We start from the raw sequence: 20,835 nt of genomic DNA, 5'->3' as shown, positions 1-20,835 counted from the left end.
AATGAGTAAGAATGGCTAATGATATCCAGTTTCTATAATATGACACCATCGGTTGCAGACAAAACTCCAATTCCAGCCAAGGTCTGGAGACGACACACTGACCCACCAGGTTTGTGGATTTCTATCGTTATCGGTTCAGTCTCTCTGCACTTGCTGGCGTTCTGGCTGATGCGCTCATCTAATGCATTTAGTCTGTGGTTTCCCCAGCAAAGTCAATCTGCTGTTCCCATTGAATTGATAGATATTGCTCCCAAAACAAAATCAATAATCAAATCAAAATCAACAGCCAAAACAGTTTCACCAAAGCTACTATCTTCAACTCAAAAGTCTATACCAGCACGTTCACCACAAACAGCACGAACTACGCTCAGAAATCAAGATTTTGGCGCAATAAATTCTGCGGGTAATCTCCGGCAAAAGAGCCAAATTTACGCATCTCAACCTAATAGCAAACCCTTGAAACAACAGGTAGTTCCTACGCCGACACCTACAGCTACACCAAAACCTACAGCTACACCAAGACCTACAGTTACACCAAGACCTATAGTTCCAGTCGGTAATCTACCTTGGAACCGTCGTCAAGAAATCAAATTGGGCAAGGGAACGCTACTACCAACAGGTGTTCCATCAAATCCACCAGTTTCGGAACCTGAAAACAGGGAAACTCCACGTAATCCCACAGGAGAAACTTCACCAACTCCAACTAGGGAAACTCCACGTAATCCTACAGGCGAAACTTCACCAACTCCTACTAGGGAAGCCCCACGTAATCCTACAGGCGAAACTTCACCAACTCCTACTAGGAAAACTCCACGTAATCCCACAGGAGAAACTCCGCCAACTCCAACTCAGGGAGGATCGCTAGCAATAGTAGATCCTTTACTTAGAGATGAAGTGAGTAACTTGATACAAGCAGGAAGATTACGACCAAATGCTTTACCTGACGTTATCGCTTTATACGGCGGAAGCGACACAAAACAATTAGACTCAAGTTTTCTTGTTCACAATTCTGGACTTGAGCCAGCACAACTCTTGGCTAACTTGATAATTGATAAGAATGGCAAATTTCAACAGGCTGTAGTTCTAGAAATAGAACCAGCAACGCTACAAAGTAAAAAAAGTACATACGAGCAAGTCCTCAGCGAAGTTTTTAAAACAGAAAACTTTATTGCTGCGCACAACAACGATGGCACAAAACCAGATTGGAGCGATCTGTTTGTACGGATTAAAATCCAACCCGCCAATTCCAACTAAATGCTTGAAGTTTTGCAAAAGCTGTGTTACATTTATAGGGTTGGAAATTTGCGGGCGTAGTTTAGTGGTAAAACTATAGCCTTCCAAGCTATTAATGCGGGTTCGATTCCCGCCGCCCGCTTAGAAAAAACTCTGAAATGCACTAGTAGAGTAAGTAAGTCTGGGCTTGGTGAAATAACCTATTTAAACAGCAATACTAAATTCAAAATTTGACATTGTGCAGAAATAACTTGACACTAAAAGCAGCCAAATTCAATACAGGGTGAAGACTTTCTTCAACGACTTCCCCAGTCTGAACACCTACTTTTTGTTTGATAGTTGCTAGCACTTAATCCCGTTTATGATTTCGGAGTGAGCAGCGTGGAAATTGCCTAATACTTCTTGATTTTTTGAAATTTAGAATTGCTGCTATTAATTGAGATTTTCCAGGCGAATGCGTGGATCGGCTGCTTTGAGCATCAAGTCGGCGATTAAATTGCCAACAATCAGCAGCACTGCGCCCATTACCAAGCTTGCCATTAATAAATATAAATCTTGAGCTTGTAAAGCCTGTAGAGTCAACCTCCCTAAACCGGGCCAGTTGAAGAAAAATTCGGCAATGAAGGCACCATTTAATAAACCAGCTAATTCAAAACCCAATAAGGTAATTAAGGGATTTATGGCGTTGCGGAGTGCATGAACGTAGATTACGCGGTTTTCTGGTAGACCTTTGGCACGAGCCGTTTGGATGTAATCTTGACGCAGAACATCCAATAATTCGCCGCGAGTGATGCGTTGCAAACCAGCAAAACTAGTAATTGAGAGGGCGATTGTGGGTAAAATCATGTGCCAGCCAATATCTAAGATTCTGCCAAACCACGATAGTTCTGAGTGATTGATGCTAGTCATACTTCCCACTGGGAACAGTGGTGAGGTGATTTGGGCTAAAACCAGCAGTGCTAAGGCAGTGATGAAACTGGGAAAGCCTTGTCCAGCGTAACTGATCACCTGTAAAATGCGGTCTGCTAGCTTATTTTGGTTAACAGCGGCAAAGATGCCTAAAGGGATGGCGATCGCCCATGTGACAATTAAAGATGCGATCGCTAATAGCAAAGTCGCTGGTACCCGTTCCCACAACAGCGATGCTACTGAACGTTGATAAATAAAACTCGTGCCAAAATCCCCTTTTGTTAAGATTCGCCACAGCCACAGCCAAAATTGCTCTAGCCAAGACTTATCTAGACCAAACTGCCGCTTGATTTCTTCAATTCTTTCTGGAGATATCTTTGGATTTTGCCGCAGCGTATCTACATAATCACCGGGAGCGAGTTGAATTATGAAAAACGACAACGCTGACGCCAACAACAAAGTCAGCAGTGCCTGCAATAGCCGCTTTACCACATAAATAAAAGTTTCGCTAGTGACTAGCCTGATAAGCCAATCCCGCCCTGTCTCCAAGGAAATTCTCGTAGATGTCATTTGTCCTTTTTCCTTTGTCCTTTGTCCTTTGCCCTTCATCATCTGTCAGTTCTTTTCTACTGACCAATGACTAATGACTAATGACCAATCACTTATGACTAATATTCAATTACAGAGATAATCGGCACGTCCGGTAGATATTTACGCCCTTGTAAATCCCGTAGCTCGATAATAAACCCAAAACCTACTAGTTCGCAGCCAATCTTCTGTACCAACTTTGCTGTGGCACTCGCAGTTCCACCTGTGGCAATCAAATCGTCCACAATCAAAACTCGGCTACCTTGGTGTAAAGCGTCTTGATGCACTTCTAGGCAGTCTGTACCATACTCTAGTTCATATTCAATTGAGTGAACGGCTGCTGGTAACTTACCTTTTTTGCGGACGGGAATAAAACCAGCTCCTAATTTATAAGCCAGAGGTGAACCAAAAATGAATCCCCTCGACTCCATACCAATGACATAATCTGCTGTTATTCCAGCTTCAGTGCATTTTTGTGTTAAAAAGTCAATAGTGTAGCGCAATCCCTTTGGATCGCGAAGCAGTGTAGTAATATCCCGAAATAAAATTCCGGGTTTTGGGAAATCTGGGATGTCACGAACGAGAGACTTCAAATCCATAAAATGGGGAATGGGGAGTAAGGAGTAAGGATTAGGGAAAGTTAGAAGTGAAGGGTGAGGAGTTATTAATTTAAATTCATAGCTATGTCAGTCCCCGTCTCCAGTCTCCAGTTTCTAGTCCCCAATTTCAGATACCTGAAAAATCGTACACTATAATGTCATACGCTGGGGGTCAAGGCTGAAACTTCGTCCTTCATTGACGATAATTAGAATCTAAACCAAGCTAGAAAAGGTATTGCACTAATAAATGAGGTGAATTTAGTTATGTTTTAAAATTTTGATTTCAATATAGGGAAACCTTTGAGTAGAAAGAGTTAACTAATGTATATATCAGGTAGTCATACTACTGCCACAAGTCTATTGTTCAAGTCTTGGCTACCGATCTTAAATTTGTTTTAGCTAGTCTGTTGGAACCGCACAAGGTATTTATAGAATGAATGTCTCCGCAAGTTTAACGCCGTTCAACAGTTCAACCCAAGAGTCACTGCCGATGATTCTGGACACTTTACCAGATCCTGCGATCGCTTCCAAAACGTGTCCTCGAAGAACCCGGTTGCAAATTGACCTGATTTTACTGGCAATTGAAGCTTTAGAGCTTGGTAGTTCGGAAGCAATCCTGGCTTTTGCTCAAGAGTTGGATCTAAAAGGAATTGTTAAAGATAGGGTGAATTTATGGCGGATGCGTAGCTCTAATCCGCTACGAAGAGCGCACATGCGCCGTCCCTTAACTATTATGGAAGCAAAAGCTCTGGTGGTCATTGCTTGCTACATAGCGCGCCGTTTAACTGTTGTCATCCGCCAGTTACTAATGATATGTCAACAAATGGAAGAGAAGCAGATTCCATTAGAACAGAATTTGCGGCTATCTAATTACCTAGAGCGGTTTAGGGCGCATTTTAAGAGCCGGATGAATGCTCGACGTTCTGGTGTACTAGCATTAACCTCTGATGAAAAATTAGATGCGCTAGCGATAAATTTGTTAGGACAATTACTATTTTGTACTGGTACAGCTGGAATGCAGCGGTTCTGGATTAGTCTTTTTGACGGTGAAGTGGAATGAATATTCAACGTAAGTACAGTCTACCTAATTGTACACTGCTTTTAGAAGGGTTAAGTGATGTCACGAGGGCCGCACACTTCCAGGAAATGCGCCCAGAATTATCAATATTGGTAAATGCAGAATGCTATTTATCTGGTTACAATCAACCTTTAACGGGAGGGCGGGAATTTTTTGAAAGTTTGGTGAGAGCTGTTAGTGGCTATGCCCAAGAATTTTTAAGTAGTGTACCCAATCCGCAAGCACACAACCAGGAATCGGAGCTAGTAGAGTTTCAGAAAATTGACAGCAACCGACACAGGTTAATCATACATTCAGAAGGTACTCCAGAGGGATTTGAGTCTCACTCTAACAATTCCAAACGTCCGCCTATTGAAATAGATTTAAATACGGTACAGTTGTTTGATTTAGTGGAAGCAGTGGATCAGTTTTTTGCTGATACCCAGACTTTACCAGAATTATCCCTAGAACTACAACCAGTTACCAGACGCTATGGTGGTGCGAGTCAGGCTTTGATCAGGCAGGTTGTTCCGGCTGCTGTAGGAGTATCAAGTTTAGCAGTAGCAGCGATCGCTTTTAACTTGATTCCACCTCCCCAAATGCGTCCACCGCAGCCTAAACCAGATGAGCAAACTAGCTCTACAACAAAAAGCATCACTCCTCCAGCATCAGCTGCTCCAACACCCATTGCTGCTGCAACGCCCACACCAACACCCACGGCTAGTGCAAAGCCAGAAGTTAAAGATTTAGAAGCACTTTTAAATACAGTTTCGGAAATTACTGATCCATCCCAGCTGCGTGCATTGAATCGCCAAGTGTATAATCAAGTTCATCCAGCTTGGACTAATCGCTCACGATTGCAACAGGATTTGATCTATCGTTTGGGTGTAGCTGCGGATGGAGCGATCGTTGGTTACAAGGCGGTGAATAAAGAGGCGAATCAAGGAGTCGGGCAAACTCCTCTGCCTAATCTACTTTACAATCCTGCTAACCGCGCTCCTATTTCCAATGAACCGATCGCCCAATTCCGACTAGTATTTACTACACAAGGTGTGCTGCAAGTTAGCCCTTGGCGGGGATATGCTAGGACACCAGAGGTAGTGGGTGCAAAAATTACTGACTCTAATATAACTAAAGGTTTAAATCAAAAGCTTTATAATACAGTTCGCCAAACCTGGAGTGGCACCCCCACCTTTACGCGAGATTTGAAATATCGGGTAGCGGTCAACAAAGCTGGTGTAATCGCTGACTATGAACCACTCAACCAAGTCGCCTTTGACTATTTCCGGGAAACACCCCTTCCCAAAATGTTCAACGATATCTACGGTTCCAATGTAGCAGCTCCCAACAATAAAGAACCTCTCGCCCACTTTCAAGTGATATTCAAGCCTAGCGGCAAACTTGAAGTCACTCCTTGGCAGGGATATCAATAATTGGGGATTAGAGAAGAAGCAGGGGAGCAGGGAGCAGGGGGAAAATTCTTCTCCTCTGCACTCTTCCCCCTACCCCTCTGCCTCTTGTGCCCAATGTCCGTTTACCTTGTAATTCTCCGCATATAATTTCCCCACAACTGAGCTGCTTGAGCACTGCTGCCAGATGTAGGAGAATTATTGTCGTTTCCCAGCCAAACGCCAGTTACAAGTCGCTGACTGGGAATAAAACCAATGAACCACAAGTCAACGTTTTTATCAGTCGTGCCAGTTTTACCAGCTTCCCCTAGTCCAATGGCAGCACTACGACCAGTACCTCTTGTAACTACACCGCGCATCAAACTAGTCATCTCATCGGCAACACCATTTGCCAGCACTCGTTTGTTGGCATCTGGATCTTGGTCGAAGGAGTAGATCACACGGCAGGTTTTGATATCATTGCGATCGCGGCAATCACCACTGTCTAAAATTCGGTTAATGGCATGGGGAGGATTCCGTACACCACGATTACCAATAGCGCCAAAAGCACCAGTCATTTCCAAAACATTGACTACACTTTGACCTAGTACTAAGCCAGGAACCGGATCAAGGTTTGACTTTACCCCCAAACGCTGTGCCATTGCCACAACTTTATCCAACCCAACTTCTCTGGCGACTCGCAGGGCTATGGGATTTTCTGAAAGCGCCAGCCCAGTAGCAATATCGAAGCTAGTGTCAGCACCAGCACGACAGGGTTTATAAGTAAAGCCTTGCCAATTTAAAGGAGCGCAAGAATAACTTTTTGATGCTGAAATTCCCTGTTGAATAGCAGCGGTGTAAGCAAAAATTTTGAAGGTGGAACCTGGTTGTCTTTTAGCTTGAACAGCACGATTGAACTGACTTTTTTTGTAATCAGTCCCGCCTACCATTGCGAGGATACTGCCTGTACTAGAGTCAAGAGTGACCACTGCCCCTTGAGAAAAATTAAAAGTTCTACCAGAATTGTTCACCGAATTATTCAACGCTGCTTCTGCTTGGCTCTGTATCGCTGGATCGAGATTGGTTTCAATGATATAGTTTCCTTCTCTTGCGGCTCCCTCCCCCAAAATTGATTCAAGCTCAGAGAAGACGTAACTGTAAAAATAAGGAGCGATAGTTTTAGCTTGCTGTTCGCAGACTTTGGGATTTACTTGGACAGTGGAGCGTCTGGCTCGGTTTGCATCTTCAGGTTTAATTTTGCCCATCTCCAGTAACCGCTTAATCACGCGATTTCGGTATTCAGCTGCTTCTAGCTTATTTGGCCCATCCCCACAAAAATCGAAAGCGTTAGGGGCTGGTAAAATTCCTACCAATGTTGCTGCTTCTGCCAAAGTTAATTCTTTAGCCGACTTCTCAAAGTAATATCGGGCTGCATCCTCAAAGCCAGAGGTATCACCTCCCAAAAAAACCCGATTTAAGTACATCAGCAAAATATCATCTTTGCTGTAAAAGGTTTCTAGTTTCAGGGCGACAACTGCCTCTCGCAATTTGCGTCCAAGGGTATCCTGTCTGCCTACATACTCGCGGAACAAACTGCGGGCAACTTGCTGGGTAACAGTGCTGGCTCCTTGTTGCACATCCCCGCTACGGCTATTGATCAACACAGCTCGTAAAATTCCCAGAGGGTCAACCCCAAAGTGCCAGTAATAACGACTATCCTCTGAAGCCACCACCGCAGCAGGTAAATAAGGGCCAAATTCCTCTAATCGCTTCATGTCTACATGAGAAGTAGTCCGAGGCTCTCTCAGGGGAGTGGCTCCATCACGGGCGTAAACAACTACTGGGGCGCGTGTAGCTGTAGGTAGAGGTTTAACTGAAAATTTCAGCCATTCGACGCCAATCACTAATGCTAACAGGGCACTGACACCACCGACACCATAAGCTGTCCAACTTGCAGCTTTGACATACCAGGCTGGTGGATCGACGTATTGTAACCGCACAGAAGCGGCGAGTTCTGGGGGCCCGAGAGTAAAAATATCGCCATGACGCAGTTCAAGGGAACTAACACGACGCTTACCACGATAAATGCCATTGGTGGAGTTTTCGTCTTTGATGACGAAAACTGGTGTGCGCTGAGTAGAATTCCGCGATAGCGACAGGTGAATTTGGCTGACAACAGGGTTACGGATGACGATATCGCTGGATTTGGAGCTACGACCTAGAATATAGCGATCGCCCAACAGTGGATATACCTCTGCTTTATCCGCCCCCGCATCCTGCACCCAAAGTTCCGGTACTTTGGCATTAGGCTTGAGCGCCAATTTAGAAAAATCGACTCTAGCTTGAATCGTATGTACTGCTTGAGTCAGTTGACCTAGTAACGTTTGTGGCTTGTGAGGGGGTTGGGGAGAACTCATCGGCTATTCACATCACAGTTTTTAATGAAGAATCGGGCGAATTACAATTTTAGATTTAGATGTTAGTCTTTCATCATTTTACTCATAAGCCAAAGCATAAATTTCTTATACGGAACTTTTTGAGCTATTTTATACTTTTTACTAGCTTATAACAGAATTAATTTGTTATTTTTGCTACTCTTTTACAGAGACATGATTTTTTTTTCCATTATCAAAAGCTTATTTTATCAAGTATTACTAGTTTTATAACTACAGGTTCACTTCTATTTATTGTGTTTTTAAACACCAGACGTCAATAAACAACAGATTTAAATTTTACCAATTTTACATATCCACATATTCTGAAATAAACCTAAATATATTCATTTAGGAAGATTTTCTAAATCTTATTGTCTGTTTTAATGGGCCGAGTGTTCCGTTGAGGTTAATTTCAGAATGATGGGAAAATCTCTGACCATGATTGGTACAGCTCTATCTTTAGCGCTCACCGCTAACATTGCTGTAGCCGAATCCAGTAAATCCCCCATAGCCCAATCCAGTAGCGACTCCACTAGTGCACCAACGGAAATTAAGATGTCGCCAGAAGGGATGAAAATTCTGTGCGAGTATTTTCCGCTCAACTCCCGCTGTCCCGGCGGTACAGCAGCCACCCCTACTAGCGCTCCTGGTAGCACTACGGTACCAGCAGAAACCACGCCCAATAGCACCACCACTCCAGATAGCACAACTGCACCAGGAACCATAACACCACCTGGATCTGGCACTCCCGAAAGCACTCCAGCACCAGGAACCGTTACTCCATCTGAACCTGGCGCTCCTAGTAACTTAAGTCCAGCACCAGGAACCGTTACTCCATCTGAACCTGGCGCTCCTAGTAACTTAAGTCCAGCACCAGGAACCGTTACCCCACCTGAACCTAGCGCTCCTAGTAACTTAAGTCCAGCACCAGGAACCGTTACCCCACCTGAATCTGGTACTCCTGGCAGCACTACCGAACCAGGAAGCGTTACCCCGCCTGAATCTGGCACTCCTGGCAGCACTACCGAACCAGGTAGCTCTCCCAGTACTCCCGGTTCTAGTTCGCCAAAAACTCCTACCACAGGTAATTAAATTAAAAGCTGGGGCATAATGTGAATACTAGTTTGCCATCAGCGATCGTCGGTGCATCTTTCTTGACATCTTGCACTAGTTATGTATGCAAGATAACAAATAAAAACAGTTAAAAATCTGATATATCAAGTCTTCGCACATAGCACTGAGCAAGGGTTTGAATAATCAATAGCCTGGGATTAATCATCCCAGGCTTAATAGTTTAATGCGACCTACCAGTTGAAGTTGGCGTTTTTTGCAAGGAAGCAATTAACAAGCAAACAATACCGATACTAATAAATGAATCTGCCACATTAAATACAGCAAAGTTAATCAGGCGAAAATCAAGAAAATCAACGACGTAGCCTAAAACAAAGCGATCAATACCATTACCCATCGCTCCACCTAAAATCAAGCCATAGCCCAACTGATCCCACAAATTTAACGTTGGGCCAAACAAGGCCAACGCTATCAATACTAAACTCACTCCTAAAGATAGCCAGCGCAACCACTCTACTTTCCCACTTAACAGACTAAAAGCGGCACCAGTGTTAGTGACATAGGTGAAATGAAATATCCCAGGTAAGACTGGTAGTGTCTGCCCCAAACTAAAGGTTTGCACCACCCAATATTTTGTTATTTGGTCTAAGAAAAAAGCTATGAAGGCAGCGATCCAGAAAAGGCGATTTTTTAAACGCATGGCGAATTAGTCATTGGTCATTGGTCATTGATGAGCCAGCGCAGTCTTCTCCCTTAACGCTAGTCTCTCCCCTTGGAAGAACCGGAGCCACTGCGTTGCAAACTTTCCCAAAGTTGTAGTAAGTGACGTGGCTTCCACACGGCTTGATACAACTTTGGTCGCCGCTGCACGTAGCTTGCTTCTCCGTTCGCGCAGCGTCCCGTAGGGAAGGAGTACAGTCGGGCATTGTGCACCCAACGCAGTTGTTCCTGGGCAGCTACTGGTGATAGCGTAGCGTTAGAGAGTCAGACGCTACGCCCAGTTGCTATGCGCGAACGCTATCGAGCGTCACCCGTAAGGGTCATTCATTGGTCATTGGTCATGAGTTTTTGACAAATGACAAAGGACGAAGGACAATAAACTAATAAAACATTAAGTGACGTAATACATATGCTATTACAGTAACTGCACAGACCACAGTTAGTTGACCTGGTAGTGCAAACCAGGAATATCTGAGGATTGCTTGCATTAAGGGTAAATTTTCTGTGCCTTTCCACTGAAAAAGATAGCTAATAATCAAATAAGTAATACCGCATAGGTGGAGAGTTAACAAGCCACAGATGCAACTAAAGGCAAGAGTTTCTAGTCGAGGTCTAGCTTTAAAGGCAACTAAGCCACAAATCCAAGCTCCAGGAATAAAGCCTAGTAAATAGCCAAACTGAGATAGCTTAACATAACCAATACCACCACCATCGGCAAATACAGGTAATAAGGTTAATCCCATGACTAAATAGGCAATTTGTGAGAGCGCACCGGCATTTTTGCCCCCTAAACAGCCCACCAACAGTACTGCGCCAATTTGAAAAGTGACACCTAAAGAAAAAGTCTGAATTCCGTGCTGACTCCAAGTCCAAGGTAAGGTGATGCCATAAGCTTCTAGGAAGGTACCACCCATTGTCAGGAGTAAGCCAATCATAGACCAGAGTAATTGATTGGAAGCAGCAAACATTTATCAGGCAACCAACGAAAAGCAAAAGGGAAAACCAACACCAACCAGTATATTCATTAATATTGAAATGAAATTTGTGCTGACATCTTAAGAACTAGCATATTTTCTTTTGCCTTTTCTTTATGTAATTTTTCAGTTTTGTAAATTGCGACTGAGGTGTCTATTGTCTGATTTTATTGACTGAGGCATATCCTGGATTCTGGTATTTGACCTAAAATATAGTAAAATCGATATCATTGAGTTTAGTATTTATACTAATATTTCAAAGCATTGCCTAAAATTGGCTACAAAGTGCTTATATCTATTTTTTTATGACTCGACCAACGAAATTACAACAACAATAAAGTTTTGTAAATAAGTAGAACCAATTTACTATAGTGCTATTTGTATCTTACAAATAAAGCAAAAGTATAAAATTTATCAAGCAAAACTAGAAATAAGAGTTTGCTCTTCATCAAAAAAACAAGCATCTTTTTTACTTTATTAACCTATTGTTAATCTTTATTGTTGTCCTTTAGAAGTATCTTAGAAACGCTCACCTGAAAAGTTACTACAAAATTGATAGCGATGCTCTCACGTCTTAGTGCAATAAAAACTCATCGCCTCACAGGTTCAATTTCAGTGTTAGCACTGACAATCAGCCTAGCAGCTTGTGGCGGACAGCAAACACCAGATAGTACAGCCACCAAAGATACGCCTTCTGGCACTGCTACAGATACTACTGCCTCTAGCCCGGCCAAATTAGACCTTGGCGGAAACATAAAGTTAACCGGGGCTGGTGCGTCTTTTCCGGCACCACTATATGACACCTGGTTCACGGATTTGAACAAAAAATATCCAAATCTGCAAGTGGATTATGCATCAGTTGGTAGTGGTGCTGGAGTTGAGCAATTTATCAAAGGTACTGTAGACTTCGGTGCCAGCGATGTTGCTATGAAGGATGAAGAAATCCAGAAAGTACCAGCAGATAAGGGTGTTATCTTACTGCCTGTGACTGCTGGTAGCATCGTGCTGGGGTACAACTTGCCAGATGTTCCAGAACTCAAGCTACCACGAGCCGTTTACGCCGATATTCTACTAGGCAAAATCAAGTCTTGGGATGATGCCCAAATTGCCAAGGCTAACCCAGGTGCAAAACTTCCTAAAGAGGCGATCACAGTTGTTTATCGTTCCGATGGTAGCGGAACCACGGGTGTGTTTACAAAACACCTCAGCGCTATCAGCCCGGAGTGGAAGAGTAAAGTAGGTGAGGGCAAAACTGTCAACTGGCCTGTGGGAGTTGGTGCGAAGGGTAATGAGGGTGTTACCGCTCAAATTCAACAAACTCAAGGTTCTATTGGTTATGTCGAGTACGGCTATGCCAAACAAAATAGTCTCAAGTTTGCTGCTTTGGAAAACAAAGGCGGTAAGTTTATTGTACCTACTGAAGAGTCAGCCTCCAAAACTCTCGAATCAGTAACTCTACCGCCAAATCTCCGCGCCTTCATTTCCGATCCCGAAGGGGCTGATTCTTATCCCATTGTTACTTATACCTGGATTTTGGCTTACAAGAAATATCCCGATGCGGCAAAAGCCAAGGCGATTGAAGCTGCGATCGAATACGCTTTAACTGAGGGTCAGAAGCAGGCAACTACACTAGGGTATGTTCCTCTACCTCAAAACGTCATCACAAAGGTGGCTGCTGCTGCCGATCAAATCAGTCCAGAGTATAAAATCGCTGTTGGCAATGGTACTAGCGCTAACAAGTAAGCATTAAACACGCCTAATAAGTAGTAACTTGAATAGGTAGTTACTTGTATCAGTATTAGATAGATGATGAGGCGACAATTTACTTAATATAGTTGCCTCCTACATTTTTCTCTGATTTAATTGTTAAAGTCGGTATTCATGACTACAAATTCTCAAAATCTGTCATCAGCGATGAAAAATCGCTCTGACGCAGAAAAGTCCCTAGATCAGGGTTTTATTTGGCTGACTAAAATTTTCGCTTTTGGGGTTGCTGCCACTTTATTATGGATCGGGTCGCAAGTTGCTATTGGCGCTTGGCCTGCCATCCAAAAATTTGGTGTCAGCTTTTTAGCCAACACCACTTGGAACCCGGTTAATGATAGCTACGGGGTGCTACCTCAAATATATGGAACTCTCTTGAGTTCTTTTATTGGTCTACTGATAGCAGTACCAATTGGGGTTGGTACTGCTGTTGTACTGAGCGAGGATTTTTTGCCCGCTAAAGTGAAGCTAGTACTAGTTTTCGCAGTAGAACTGCTTGCAGCTATTCCCAGCGTTGTCTATGGCGTGTGGGGTATTTTTGTTTTGGTGCCAATATTAACCAACTTGGGAAAATGGCTCAATAGTTATTTTGGCTGGCTGCCATTTTTTAGTACTTCTCCTACAGGGCCAGGAATGTTGCCGGCGGGAGTAATATTAGCAATTATGACTTTGCCCATCATTACAGCTTTATCCCGCGATGCCTTGATTTCTATACCCCCCAGTTTGCGTCAAGCCGCCGTAGGACTAGGAGCAACGCGCTGGGAAACGATTTTGCAAGTTCTCATCCCAGCAGCCTTTTCAGGCATAGTTAGTGCTGTGATGTTAGCGCTTGGTCGGGCAATGGGAGAAACAATGGCTGTAACGATGTTAATTGGCAACTCCAACAACATCAGTATCTCTCTTTTAGCACCAGCTAATACGATTTCTTCTCTACTGGCAAATCAATTCTCAGAAGCGAGTGGTTTACAAGTTGCGGCTTTAATGTACGCGGCTTTAGTTCTATTTTTCTTGACGCTGGTAGTCAATATTCTGGCAGAGTTGATCGTTCTGAGAGTCAAGCGAATATAGCTTAGTTTTGGGTTAAATTATGACTTCTAGTTTTCCAGAGCGCAGTTTAACTCGCTCCCCTATGTCTCAGAGGACACTGTTTAATACAGTAATGACCGTAGTGGCATTTACCTGCGGAGTATTGGCACTTTTACCTTTACTAGCAGTGCTCTCTTACGTGATTATTAAAGGCTTTAGCAGTTTGAGTCTGAGCGTGTTTGTTGAACTGCCACCCAAAGCTCTACAAAAGGGAGGAGGCTTTGGTAATGCAATCTTAGGCACGCTGCTGATGGTAGGAATTGCTTCCTTGATTAGCATCCCGTTTGGAGTTTTGGGGGCGATTTACATCACAGAATTTAGTTCGGCTAAAGTAGCCAGATGGGTACGTTTTGCGGCTAATGTCCTTAGTGGAGTCCCCTCAATTATTGCTGGGGTATTTGCCTATGGGATTGTAGTTTTGACACTGGTAAAGTTGAACTTAGGATCATATTCAGCTCTAGGTGGAGGGTTTGCACTGGCAATTTTGATGTTGCCAATTATTTTGCGAACTACTGATGAAGCTTTGCAGTTAGTATCACAAGATTTGCGACAAGCATCTGTAGGGTTAGGAGCGACTAACTTTCAAACAGTGAGTCAAGTAGTCTTACCAGCAGCTTTACCAGCAATTGTAACTGGGGCAACGCTAGCGATCGCCAGAGCATCTGGAGAAACCGCACCTTTATTATTTACTGCTCTGTTTTCCAACTTTTGGCCCGATGGCTTATTCCAACCAACAGCTTCCCTTGCTGTTTTGGTTTACAAATATGCCATTTCTCCATTTAAAAATTGGCAATCACTAGCTTGGGCAGCGTCTTTGATTTTGGTGTTAATGGTTCTAATTACAAGTATCATCGCTCGCTGGGCAACTCGTAAAAGAGCTTAGTAAACAAACATCCACAGTGCAGATCCTGATCGATCAAACTAACACTAAACTTAATTTATGGCTACTAATATTAGCACCGTGAATGATACTGAAACAGTTTTACACACCGAAAACCTCAACGTTTATTACGGTAAGTTTTTGGCCTTGCAGAATATTTGGCTAGATATACCAAAAAATCAGGTGACAGCCTTTATCGGCCCTTCTGGTTGTGGTAAAAGTACGTTGTTGCGATGCTATAACCGCCTTAATGATTTGATTGAGTCATTTCGGGCAGAAGGTAAAATACTTTTTTACGATAAAAATTTGTATGCATCTGACATTGATCCTGTAGAAGTGCGGCGTCGGATTGGGATGGTGTTTCAAAGACCAAACCCGTTTCCAAAATCAATTTATGACAACATTGCTTTTGGAGCCAAGATCAATGGCTACAAAGGTAATATGGATGAATTAGTAGAACGGAGTCTGCGGCAAGCAGCTTTGTGGGATGAAGTCAAAGATAAACTGCGACAAAGTGGCTCGTCTTTATCTGGTGGACAACAACAGCGGTTATGTATTGCTCGAGCGATCGCAGTACAACCTGAAGTTATATTGATGGATGAACCTTGCTCCGCCCTCGACCCTATTTCCACCTTGCGGGTTGAAGAACTAATTCACCAACTTAAAGAGCAATATACCATCGTTATCGTCACCCATAATATGCAGCAAGCAGCACGGGTTTCTGATAAGACAGCCTTTTTTAATGTCCGAACTACAGAGACAGGTGGTCGTAACGGCTACATGGTAGAGTACGACGCAACAGAAGTAATTTTCAATAATCCTAAACAGCAAGACACCCGAGATTACGTTAGTGGCAGATTTGGATAAATATCTTAACTTGTTGATGTTAAAACAATGAGGGATACTCGGAAATTAAAACTGTAAGATATTCCTCTAGTTTTTTATTTGTTCGCCAACCTTGGCGATCGCTGAATTAGAATTATTGCGGAAAATCTGGTATAATATCGAACTTAATAAATCTTAGGTTCATTAGCTTTGTGAACATGATAATTATAAATCATACTTATTAAGTGACAACGTAATCTTAAGCGTCTCCTATGATTGCGATAACTTGACTAAAAATCCGAAAAACTTTCTTTCCGTAGATTGACATATTCAATAACAACCCGACGGCTAGCCAAGGAACGATTGTACTGCTTATCAACATTTGTCAACTTGCGACCTCTGGGTTTTTTTGGCAAGTGACAATTCCTTATGTAACTTGGCAATTTTTTGGTAGCCGCTATCTTCTCAACTCTCCGTTTCAGGATGAAGTTGAATCAAGCTAAAAACCTTATATCTTACTATAAAATAATTGAGCAAGAGGTCTAATAGTCAATAGTTAGGAATTCTCCCCCTGCTTCACCATCTCCCCCACTCTCCCCATTCTCATCTTCATGGTGTCCGAAATCTATTACTTAGTGCGCTCAAAAACTGACGGTAATTATCTCATCGCTCGTCCTGACGCCGAAACATCGGGTTATTTATTGCTGTTTCAGGAAAACTTTGATGCCCTTAGCTATCTCAACACCCACGCAGGAGAAGTAGCAAATCGCTTTGCTGTGGAATCTATTGCGCGTACACAGTTGGGAAATTTGCTCAAACGTTGGGGTTTTAACGGTGTGGGTATTGTGACTGATCCGTTATTGCCCAAAGTTGAGTTTTTACAGCACAGTTAACTAATTCATAATTCGTAATGACGCTCTCTACAAGAGGCTGCGCGTAGCTTGCTCTCCGTACTAGTACGTAGACTCGCTAACGTAATTCGTAATTTATGTTAAGTAAATAATTGAGCGTAGGTGTAGCCCGTACTTCTCTACGAAACGCTGTGCGTAGCGTGCCGTAGGCAAGTGATACGGCATGGTTCGACTCCCTTCTTTACGAGAGGCTTCTCTTTCAGAGACGCGAACGCCAACGCCAACGACTACGCTACCTCGGATCCGATTCCATCGAGCGACTTGTACTGAGCGCAGTCGAAGTAAGTCGAGATGCTCGGCACAAGTCAGGGCAAGCCGCTCAGTGACCACGTAGACATCGCACAAGTAAAATCAGGCAATATGGGTGGACTCAATTCATCACCATTGAATAATGTAGCAACTAACTTTAAACTCGCTTGTTCGCGTCGATATACTTCCATTTGTTGCTTACGCCAATCCAAAATCTAAAATCCAAAAATATTGGGTGGTACGATTGCACCACCCAACCCCAAATAATCTAATACAGGAGATTTCAACGAAGGTAAAGTACACAAGCTAAGTCTCAAAGCCTGTTCTACTCCTGAATTCTGCTGTAACTCACAACTAATTTGCTACTTCAGCCACCTCAATAACCCGCCCTTCATAGTCCTTGACCAAAAAATTCAAGGGCTTCTGGTTGCGAATCTTCAATTTCAAACCGCGCATTTCGACTCGCATTAAAATCATTTCCAGGCAGTCGTGGTCAAAACAAACGTGGCGTTGCTGATTTTTGCTACCTAAACTCGCGCCAGTAATGACGTGTAGCTGAGTATTTTTCTTCAATTGATACCACAGCCCATCATTGGCATTATTCATCATTTTGCTAGACAAGCTCGGCCCAGTAGACATATATAGTGGATCAATGCCAGTTGCGCCTATAGTTTGTTCGTAATTGTAGTAGTAGTGCAAGGGCACCTCAGCTGCTGGCAAATCTAGCAGCCCTTCATACAACTGTCGGGCAATCTCCAAATCTGACACCATTACAGTGTGTACTTTTGGGGCACTGGTGAGAAACATCCACATGGCACCAGCGTAAGCTGCTAGCAGCATCACCATAATGCCTTGGGTGGAGAACAGGCTATCCAAGGGCAGGGAAGGCAAAAAGGAGCCTAAGGTAAGGGGACTGAGCAGGAACGATATCACACTAACTGCTATAACCATGAACAAATAAGGATTCTATAAGGGAGTCAATTTTATGATTGTCGATTAAGACTAAAATTAAGTCTTTGTTTCTAGTTTATCAATACTCAAGTAGTCTGAGTCTTATCTACAAACTGAGCAACACCAAGATATTATGCGATTAACTAGGGGAGTGCAATTCCCAAAACTATTTTAACAATTATCAATCGAAAGGCTTATGCAAATTCCTCATTTTCCGGAAGCTAATCACCCGCTGGTGAAGTCGCTGTTCCATCATAGCGACCATGAACTACTGACTCTGTTTCAGCGTTATCCAGATGCCGGAAAGTATTTTACGGTGATTTTTTGCCGCTATAGCCCCATAGTCTACACCTTAATTCGGCATTCGGCGCGATCGCCTGTGCAGGCTGATTATCTGTTTGCCCTCACCTGGCGGCATATCTACTACGAACTCGGTGGACTAAATTTAACCGATTCTGAATCCGGCGAGGAAACCTTAACCATGCAAAATTGGTTAATTAATATGACAGCATTCTGTATTAACGAAATTAAACTACCGCCCACAGAAGCAATTCATTATTCTCTGCAAGCGACTTCGCCGCCACTCTGGTGTTATGTACAACAGGCATTAGACCAACTACCACCAGTTTTGCGATTAATCGTTTTAATGGCTCAGACTTTCCACTGGAGCGAAACTAGAATTGCTGCCTATCTCCAAGCCGAAGGAGAAGCGATCGCACCTAGCGAAGTAGCCAATTTTCTCCAGGAAGGCTATCGTATGCTAGAGGACAAATTACCAACGGATATCCGCTCCATATACTTTGGCGAAGATTTTACTTAATTATTTATTAAGTGTAAATGCGTATATTCATTGTCTTCAATTTAAAAAAATTAAAACTTCTTCTTAAACCTTCTAATTAAACCCGCATCTTTACGGGTAATTTTTATGAAACAACCGCTTGTATTTCCAAGGCAAAAGGTAGGCTTAATTTGTGTAGGTGCAATTTCTCGTCCCCAGGTTCTTCTACACAGCTTTTTACTGGTTACTTTTTTGCTGAGTCCGATAGCTGCGGGTGCGGTTGATATTACGCAACAACTCCACCGCCCTTTAAATAATTCCGTTGGGCGACAATCAAGAGATGAAGCAGACAGTTTGCTGCGTATAGGTGAACAACAATACGCCTCAGGATATGCCGACAAAACGATTGCGTCTTGCTTGCGGGCACTAGAACTATATCATTCAATTGGCGACCTGAAAGCACAAGGTCTAACGTACAATTTGCTTGCTAAGGCTTATGTCCAGCTAAGTAGTTTCAAGGAGGCGGAAGATGCTTTAAGACGAGGATTAGCGATCGCTCGTGATACTAAAGACTTCCAATCTCAGATTTTTGTGCTGAATAATATTGGTACATTTCTGCTGCAACAAGGAGAATTCGCTGCTGCTGGTAAAACTGTTGAAGATGCACTCTCAATTGCTCATAATGTCAAAAATATTGAAGGTGAAGGACTATCTTTGAGTAATTTGGGTTTGGTAACTGCCAGGTTGGGAGATTACAACAAGGCGATTAAACTTTACGAAAATGCTTTAATTTTCCGCCGTCAGACTGGTGATGCCATCGGTGAAGCAAATACCTTGAATAATTTAGGTGATGCCTATCTAGCATCTGGGAATTATCAGGATACTATTGCCACTTATGGTGCAGCAATGGGGACAGCTAAAACCAACCGCGATCGCACTAATGAATTACGGGCAATTGACGGTTTAGTTAAAGCTCATACTGCTGTAGGACGTTACCAACGGGCTTTTGATTTACTAGAGCAACGTTTAGCACTCGCTAAAGAATTGCAAAATTTGCGAGAAGAATTAAAATCTTTTGAGTCTTATGCTCAGTTATACAAGCAACAAGGTAATTACCTAACTGCGCGCAATTTTTATGAAAGGGCGATTATACTGGCGCGGAGATTGGAAGACAGCAAGCAAGAAGTGCAATTGCTGGATCAGCTAACTAAAATGCTTCAGCGGAAGTAGCAGTACCGCATCAGAAATCTTTTCTATTAATGGTTGAAAATAGGGGGGCACAGCAGCTGTGCCCCCCTATTGAATTGAGAATAGCTATAATTCAACCCTGTCCCTGCTAATTCAAGAACACTGAACCGTTTCGCTCAATTCTCATAGCACTTCTACCCTGTGCTGGATTCGTAGCTTCCTTAAATGTAACTTCCAAACTTCCTGGCTCTGAAGACGGTTGTGGAGTTACTATCAACTGTCCGCCATCTTCTCGTTCAAATGTCACTGTTACTGGTGCGTCTAGACCTTGCAGTGTTACATCGGATTTACCTTGTAGCGATCGCGGTGCCGTATCACCAATCACCTGGAAAGTTACATTAGCCGCAGTGTCATTTCTCAACCTGATATTAACCTTACCATTAGCGAGTGCGATCGTCGCGCTGGGGGTTTGCCGTGGTTGTAGCAGTGGTGTTTGGTCAGTGGAAGCCGCCCCTGGTGAGGGCTGTTGAGTTTGATCTCCAGTGGCTGGGCGTGGTGGTATAGCACTTGGTTGTGGAGCTTCACCGCCGACACCCAACCTTGTTTGGTCTTGTGAGGGAGTAGCAGGGACGGGAAGAAGCCCTTGAGCCGCTAGTCTTTGTGTTAGCGCATTAGGAGGACATCCCTGTGGCACTACAACGCGACTATTATGTGGTTCTTCGTAGAAAATTCTAGGACAAGGGTTAATCTTTGGAGTAGACTCTTGTGCTATTGCTTGAGGAATTGCTGGCAGACTAATCAGTAATCCTCCACAAATAGCGCCAAATAACTCAGCAGACTTGCGAAAATTTTGATAATTCATATTTTTTGTTGCCATATAGGAAAACATCAAATTATCTTCTTGCAAGAAGTTTTAAACAACAAATTAAATTGGGTTTTATCTGGAATTGATATATATAACCCTAACTCTTAACTCTATTTTTTTTATCTAGCTAAAGACTAGAAAATCATCTAGAATTAGACATAACTATTTCATTCATAAGGCTGATCAGCTAAGTCATTAGTAATAAACTGCACAAGTAAACTTTAAAAAAACTTGGTTATAAACTATACTGTAAGGATTAAAAATTCATAAGTTCTAACCTAAGAATATTAGTTCAAATCATTCAATAGCTGTTATATTAATGGAATAAGTTGCTATTGACTAATCCAAAATATTATTCATATAC

The 20,835-nt window shown here is 42.9% G+C and carries 20 protein-coding genes and 1 tRNA gene; 11 read left to right on the top strand and 10 right to left on the bottom strand.

Annotated elements, in window-relative coordinates; genetic code table 11:
- Positions 1-18: 18 nt before the first annotated feature.
- Entirely contained in the window at positions 19-1,254 is a 1,236-nt protein-coding gene (locus RM347_RS07140; protein ID WP_428850522.1) for a hypothetical protein, read from the top strand.
- Positions 1,255-1,304: 50 nt separating this feature from the next.
- A tRNA-Gly gene (locus tag RM347_RS07135) sits at positions 1,305-1,375 on the top strand.
- Positions 1,376-1,665: 290 nt separating this feature from the next.
- Here the strand turns inward: RM347_RS07135 and RM347_RS07130 are convergent.
- Together RM347_RS07130 and RM347_RS07125 are read right to left on the bottom strand one after the other, a co-directional pair.
- Entirely contained in the window at positions 1,666-2,712 is a 1,047-nt protein-coding gene (locus tag RM347_RS07130) for an ABC transporter permease (protein WP_322721136.1), read from the bottom strand.
- A gap of 98 nt (positions 2,713-2,810) precedes the next feature.
- Positions 2,811-3,329 carry an adenine phosphoribosyltransferase gene (locus RM347_RS07125; RefSeq protein WP_322721137.1) on the bottom strand — a complete coding sequence of 173 codons (519 nt, stop codon included), beginning with the start codon at positions 3,327-3,329 and terminating at the stop codon, positions 2,811-2,813.
- A 433-nt stretch (positions 3,330-3,762) separates the two neighbouring features.
- Between RM347_RS07125 and RM347_RS07120 the strand changes: the two genes are divergently transcribed.
- Both RM347_RS07120 and RM347_RS07115 read left to right on the top strand, forming a co-directional pair.
- On the top strand, positions 3,763-4,389 hold the full coding sequence (locus RM347_RS07120) for a DUF3038 domain-containing protein (protein WP_322721138.1): 627 nt from the start codon (positions 3,763-3,765) through the stop codon (positions 4,387-4,389).
- Positions 4,386-5,819 (top strand): DUF4335 domain-containing protein, encoded by a 1,434-nt coding sequence (locus tag RM347_RS07115; protein ID WP_322721139.1) that lies wholly within the window; start codon positions 4,386-4,388, stop codon positions 5,817-5,819. Before RM347_RS07120 ends, RM347_RS07115 begins: the two co-directional genes overlap by 4 nt.
- Before the next feature lie 101 nt (positions 5,820-5,920).
- Here the strand turns inward: RM347_RS07115 and RM347_RS07110 are convergent, their stop codons facing one another.
- The 4 genes from RM347_RS07110 to RM347_RS07095 form a co-directional block, all read right to left on the bottom strand.
- A complete protein-coding gene (locus tag RM347_RS07110; protein ID WP_322721140.1) occupies positions 5,921-8,191 on the bottom strand; it encodes a transglycosylase domain-containing protein in 2,271 nt (756 codons plus the stop codon).
- Between the two features lie 398 nt (positions 8,192-8,589).
- The gene (locus tag RM347_RS07105; RefSeq protein WP_322721141.1) at positions 8,590-9,291 is read right to left on the bottom strand and encodes a hypothetical protein; all 702 of its coding nucleotides are present in this window, start codon (positions 9,289-9,291) and stop codon (positions 8,590-8,592) included.
- 212 nt (positions 9,292-9,503) lie between these two features.
- A complete protein-coding gene (gene lspA, locus RM347_RS07100; RefSeq protein WP_322721142.1) occupies positions 9,504-9,980 on the bottom strand; it encodes a signal peptidase II in 477 nt (158 codons plus the stop codon).
- Positions 9,981-10,380: 400 nt separating this feature from the next.
- Complete coding sequence (locus RM347_RS07095) at positions 10,381-10,968, bottom strand: biotin transporter BioY (protein ID WP_322721143.1); 588 nt, start codon at positions 10,966-10,968, stop codon at positions 10,381-10,383.
- A gap of 567 nt (positions 10,969-11,535) precedes the next feature.
- On the opposite strand from RM347_RS07095, the gene pstS reads away from it, so the two are divergent.
- From pstS to RM347_RS07070, 5 genes are all read left to right on the top strand, one after another.
- On the top strand, positions 11,536-12,717 hold the full coding sequence (gene pstS / locus RM347_RS07090) for a phosphate ABC transporter substrate-binding protein PstS (RefSeq protein ID WP_322721144.1): 1,182 nt from the start codon (positions 11,536-11,538) through the stop codon (positions 12,715-12,717).
- Between the two features lie 138 nt (positions 12,718-12,855).
- Positions 12,856-13,806, top strand: a complete 951-nt coding sequence (gene pstC / locus RM347_RS07085; RefSeq protein ID WP_322721145.1) for a phosphate ABC transporter permease subunit PstC — start codon at positions 12,856-12,858, stop codon at positions 13,804-13,806.
- 19 nt (positions 13,807-13,825) lie between these two features.
- Positions 13,826-14,707, top strand: a complete 882-nt coding sequence (pstA, locus tag RM347_RS07080; RefSeq protein WP_322721146.1) for a phosphate ABC transporter permease PstA — start codon at positions 13,826-13,828, stop codon at positions 14,705-14,707.
- Positions 14,708-14,764: 57 nt separating this feature from the next.
- Complete coding sequence (gene pstB / locus RM347_RS07075) at positions 14,765-15,571, top strand: phosphate ABC transporter ATP-binding protein PstB (protein ID WP_322721147.1); 807 nt, start codon at positions 14,765-14,767, stop codon at positions 15,569-15,571.
- A gap of 569 nt (positions 15,572-16,140) precedes the next feature.
- On the top strand, positions 16,141-16,422 hold the full coding sequence (locus RM347_RS07070) for a hypothetical protein (protein ID WP_322721148.1): 282 nt from the start codon (positions 16,141-16,143) through the stop codon (positions 16,420-16,422).
- A 93-nt stretch (positions 16,423-16,515) separates the two neighbouring features.
- Here the strand turns inward: RM347_RS07070 and RM347_RS07065 are convergent, their stop codons facing one another.
- From RM347_RS07065 to RM347_RS07055, 3 genes are all read right to left on the bottom strand, one after another.
- Positions 16,516-16,770 (bottom strand): hypothetical protein, encoded by a 255-nt coding sequence (locus tag RM347_RS07065; protein WP_322721149.1) that lies wholly within the window; start codon positions 16,768-16,770, stop codon positions 16,516-16,518.
- Positions 16,746-16,901 (bottom strand): hypothetical protein, encoded by a 156-nt coding sequence (locus RM347_RS07060; protein WP_322721150.1) that lies wholly within the window; start codon positions 16,899-16,901, stop codon positions 16,746-16,748. Before RM347_RS07060 ends, RM347_RS07065 begins: the two co-directional genes overlap by 25 nt.
- A 142-nt stretch (positions 16,902-17,043) precedes the next feature.
- Positions 17,044-17,640 carry a glyoxalase-like domain protein gene (locus RM347_RS07055; RefSeq protein WP_292719211.1) on the bottom strand — a complete coding sequence of 199 codons (597 nt, stop codon included), beginning with the start codon at positions 17,638-17,640 and terminating at the stop codon, positions 17,044-17,046.
- 196 nt (positions 17,641-17,836) lie between these two features.
- Here RM347_RS07055 and RM347_RS07050 point away from each other — a divergent pair, with 196 nt between their 5' ends.
- Together RM347_RS07050 and RM347_RS07045 are read left to right on the top strand one after the other, a co-directional pair.
- Complete coding sequence (locus RM347_RS07050) at positions 17,837-18,460, top strand: sigma-70 family RNA polymerase sigma factor (protein WP_322721151.1); 624 nt, start codon at positions 17,837-17,839, stop codon at positions 18,458-18,460.
- A gap of 105 nt (positions 18,461-18,565) precedes the next feature.
- The gene (locus RM347_RS07045) at positions 18,566-19,648 is read left to right on the top strand and encodes a tetratricopeptide repeat protein (protein WP_322721152.1); all 1,083 of its coding nucleotides are present in this window, start codon (positions 18,566-18,568) and stop codon (positions 19,646-19,648) included.
- Positions 19,649-19,754: 106 nt separating this feature from the next.
- Here the strand turns inward: RM347_RS07045 and RM347_RS07040 are convergent, their stop codons facing one another.
- On the bottom strand, positions 19,755-20,468 hold the full coding sequence (locus tag RM347_RS07040) for a hypothetical protein (RefSeq protein WP_322721153.1): 714 nt from the start codon (positions 20,466-20,468) through the stop codon (positions 19,755-19,757).
- Between the last annotated feature and the right edge of the window lie 367 nt (positions 20,469-20,835).

Origin of the sequence: Nostoc sp. ChiQUE02, from assembly GCF_034531305.2 — a bacterium.
Classification (GTDB): domain Bacteria; phylum Cyanobacteriota; class Cyanobacteriia; order Cyanobacteriales; family Nostocaceae; genus Nostoc.
The sequence above is the reverse complement of the archived record's forward strand: the minus strand, read 5'-3'. Positions and strand labels throughout refer to the sequence as shown.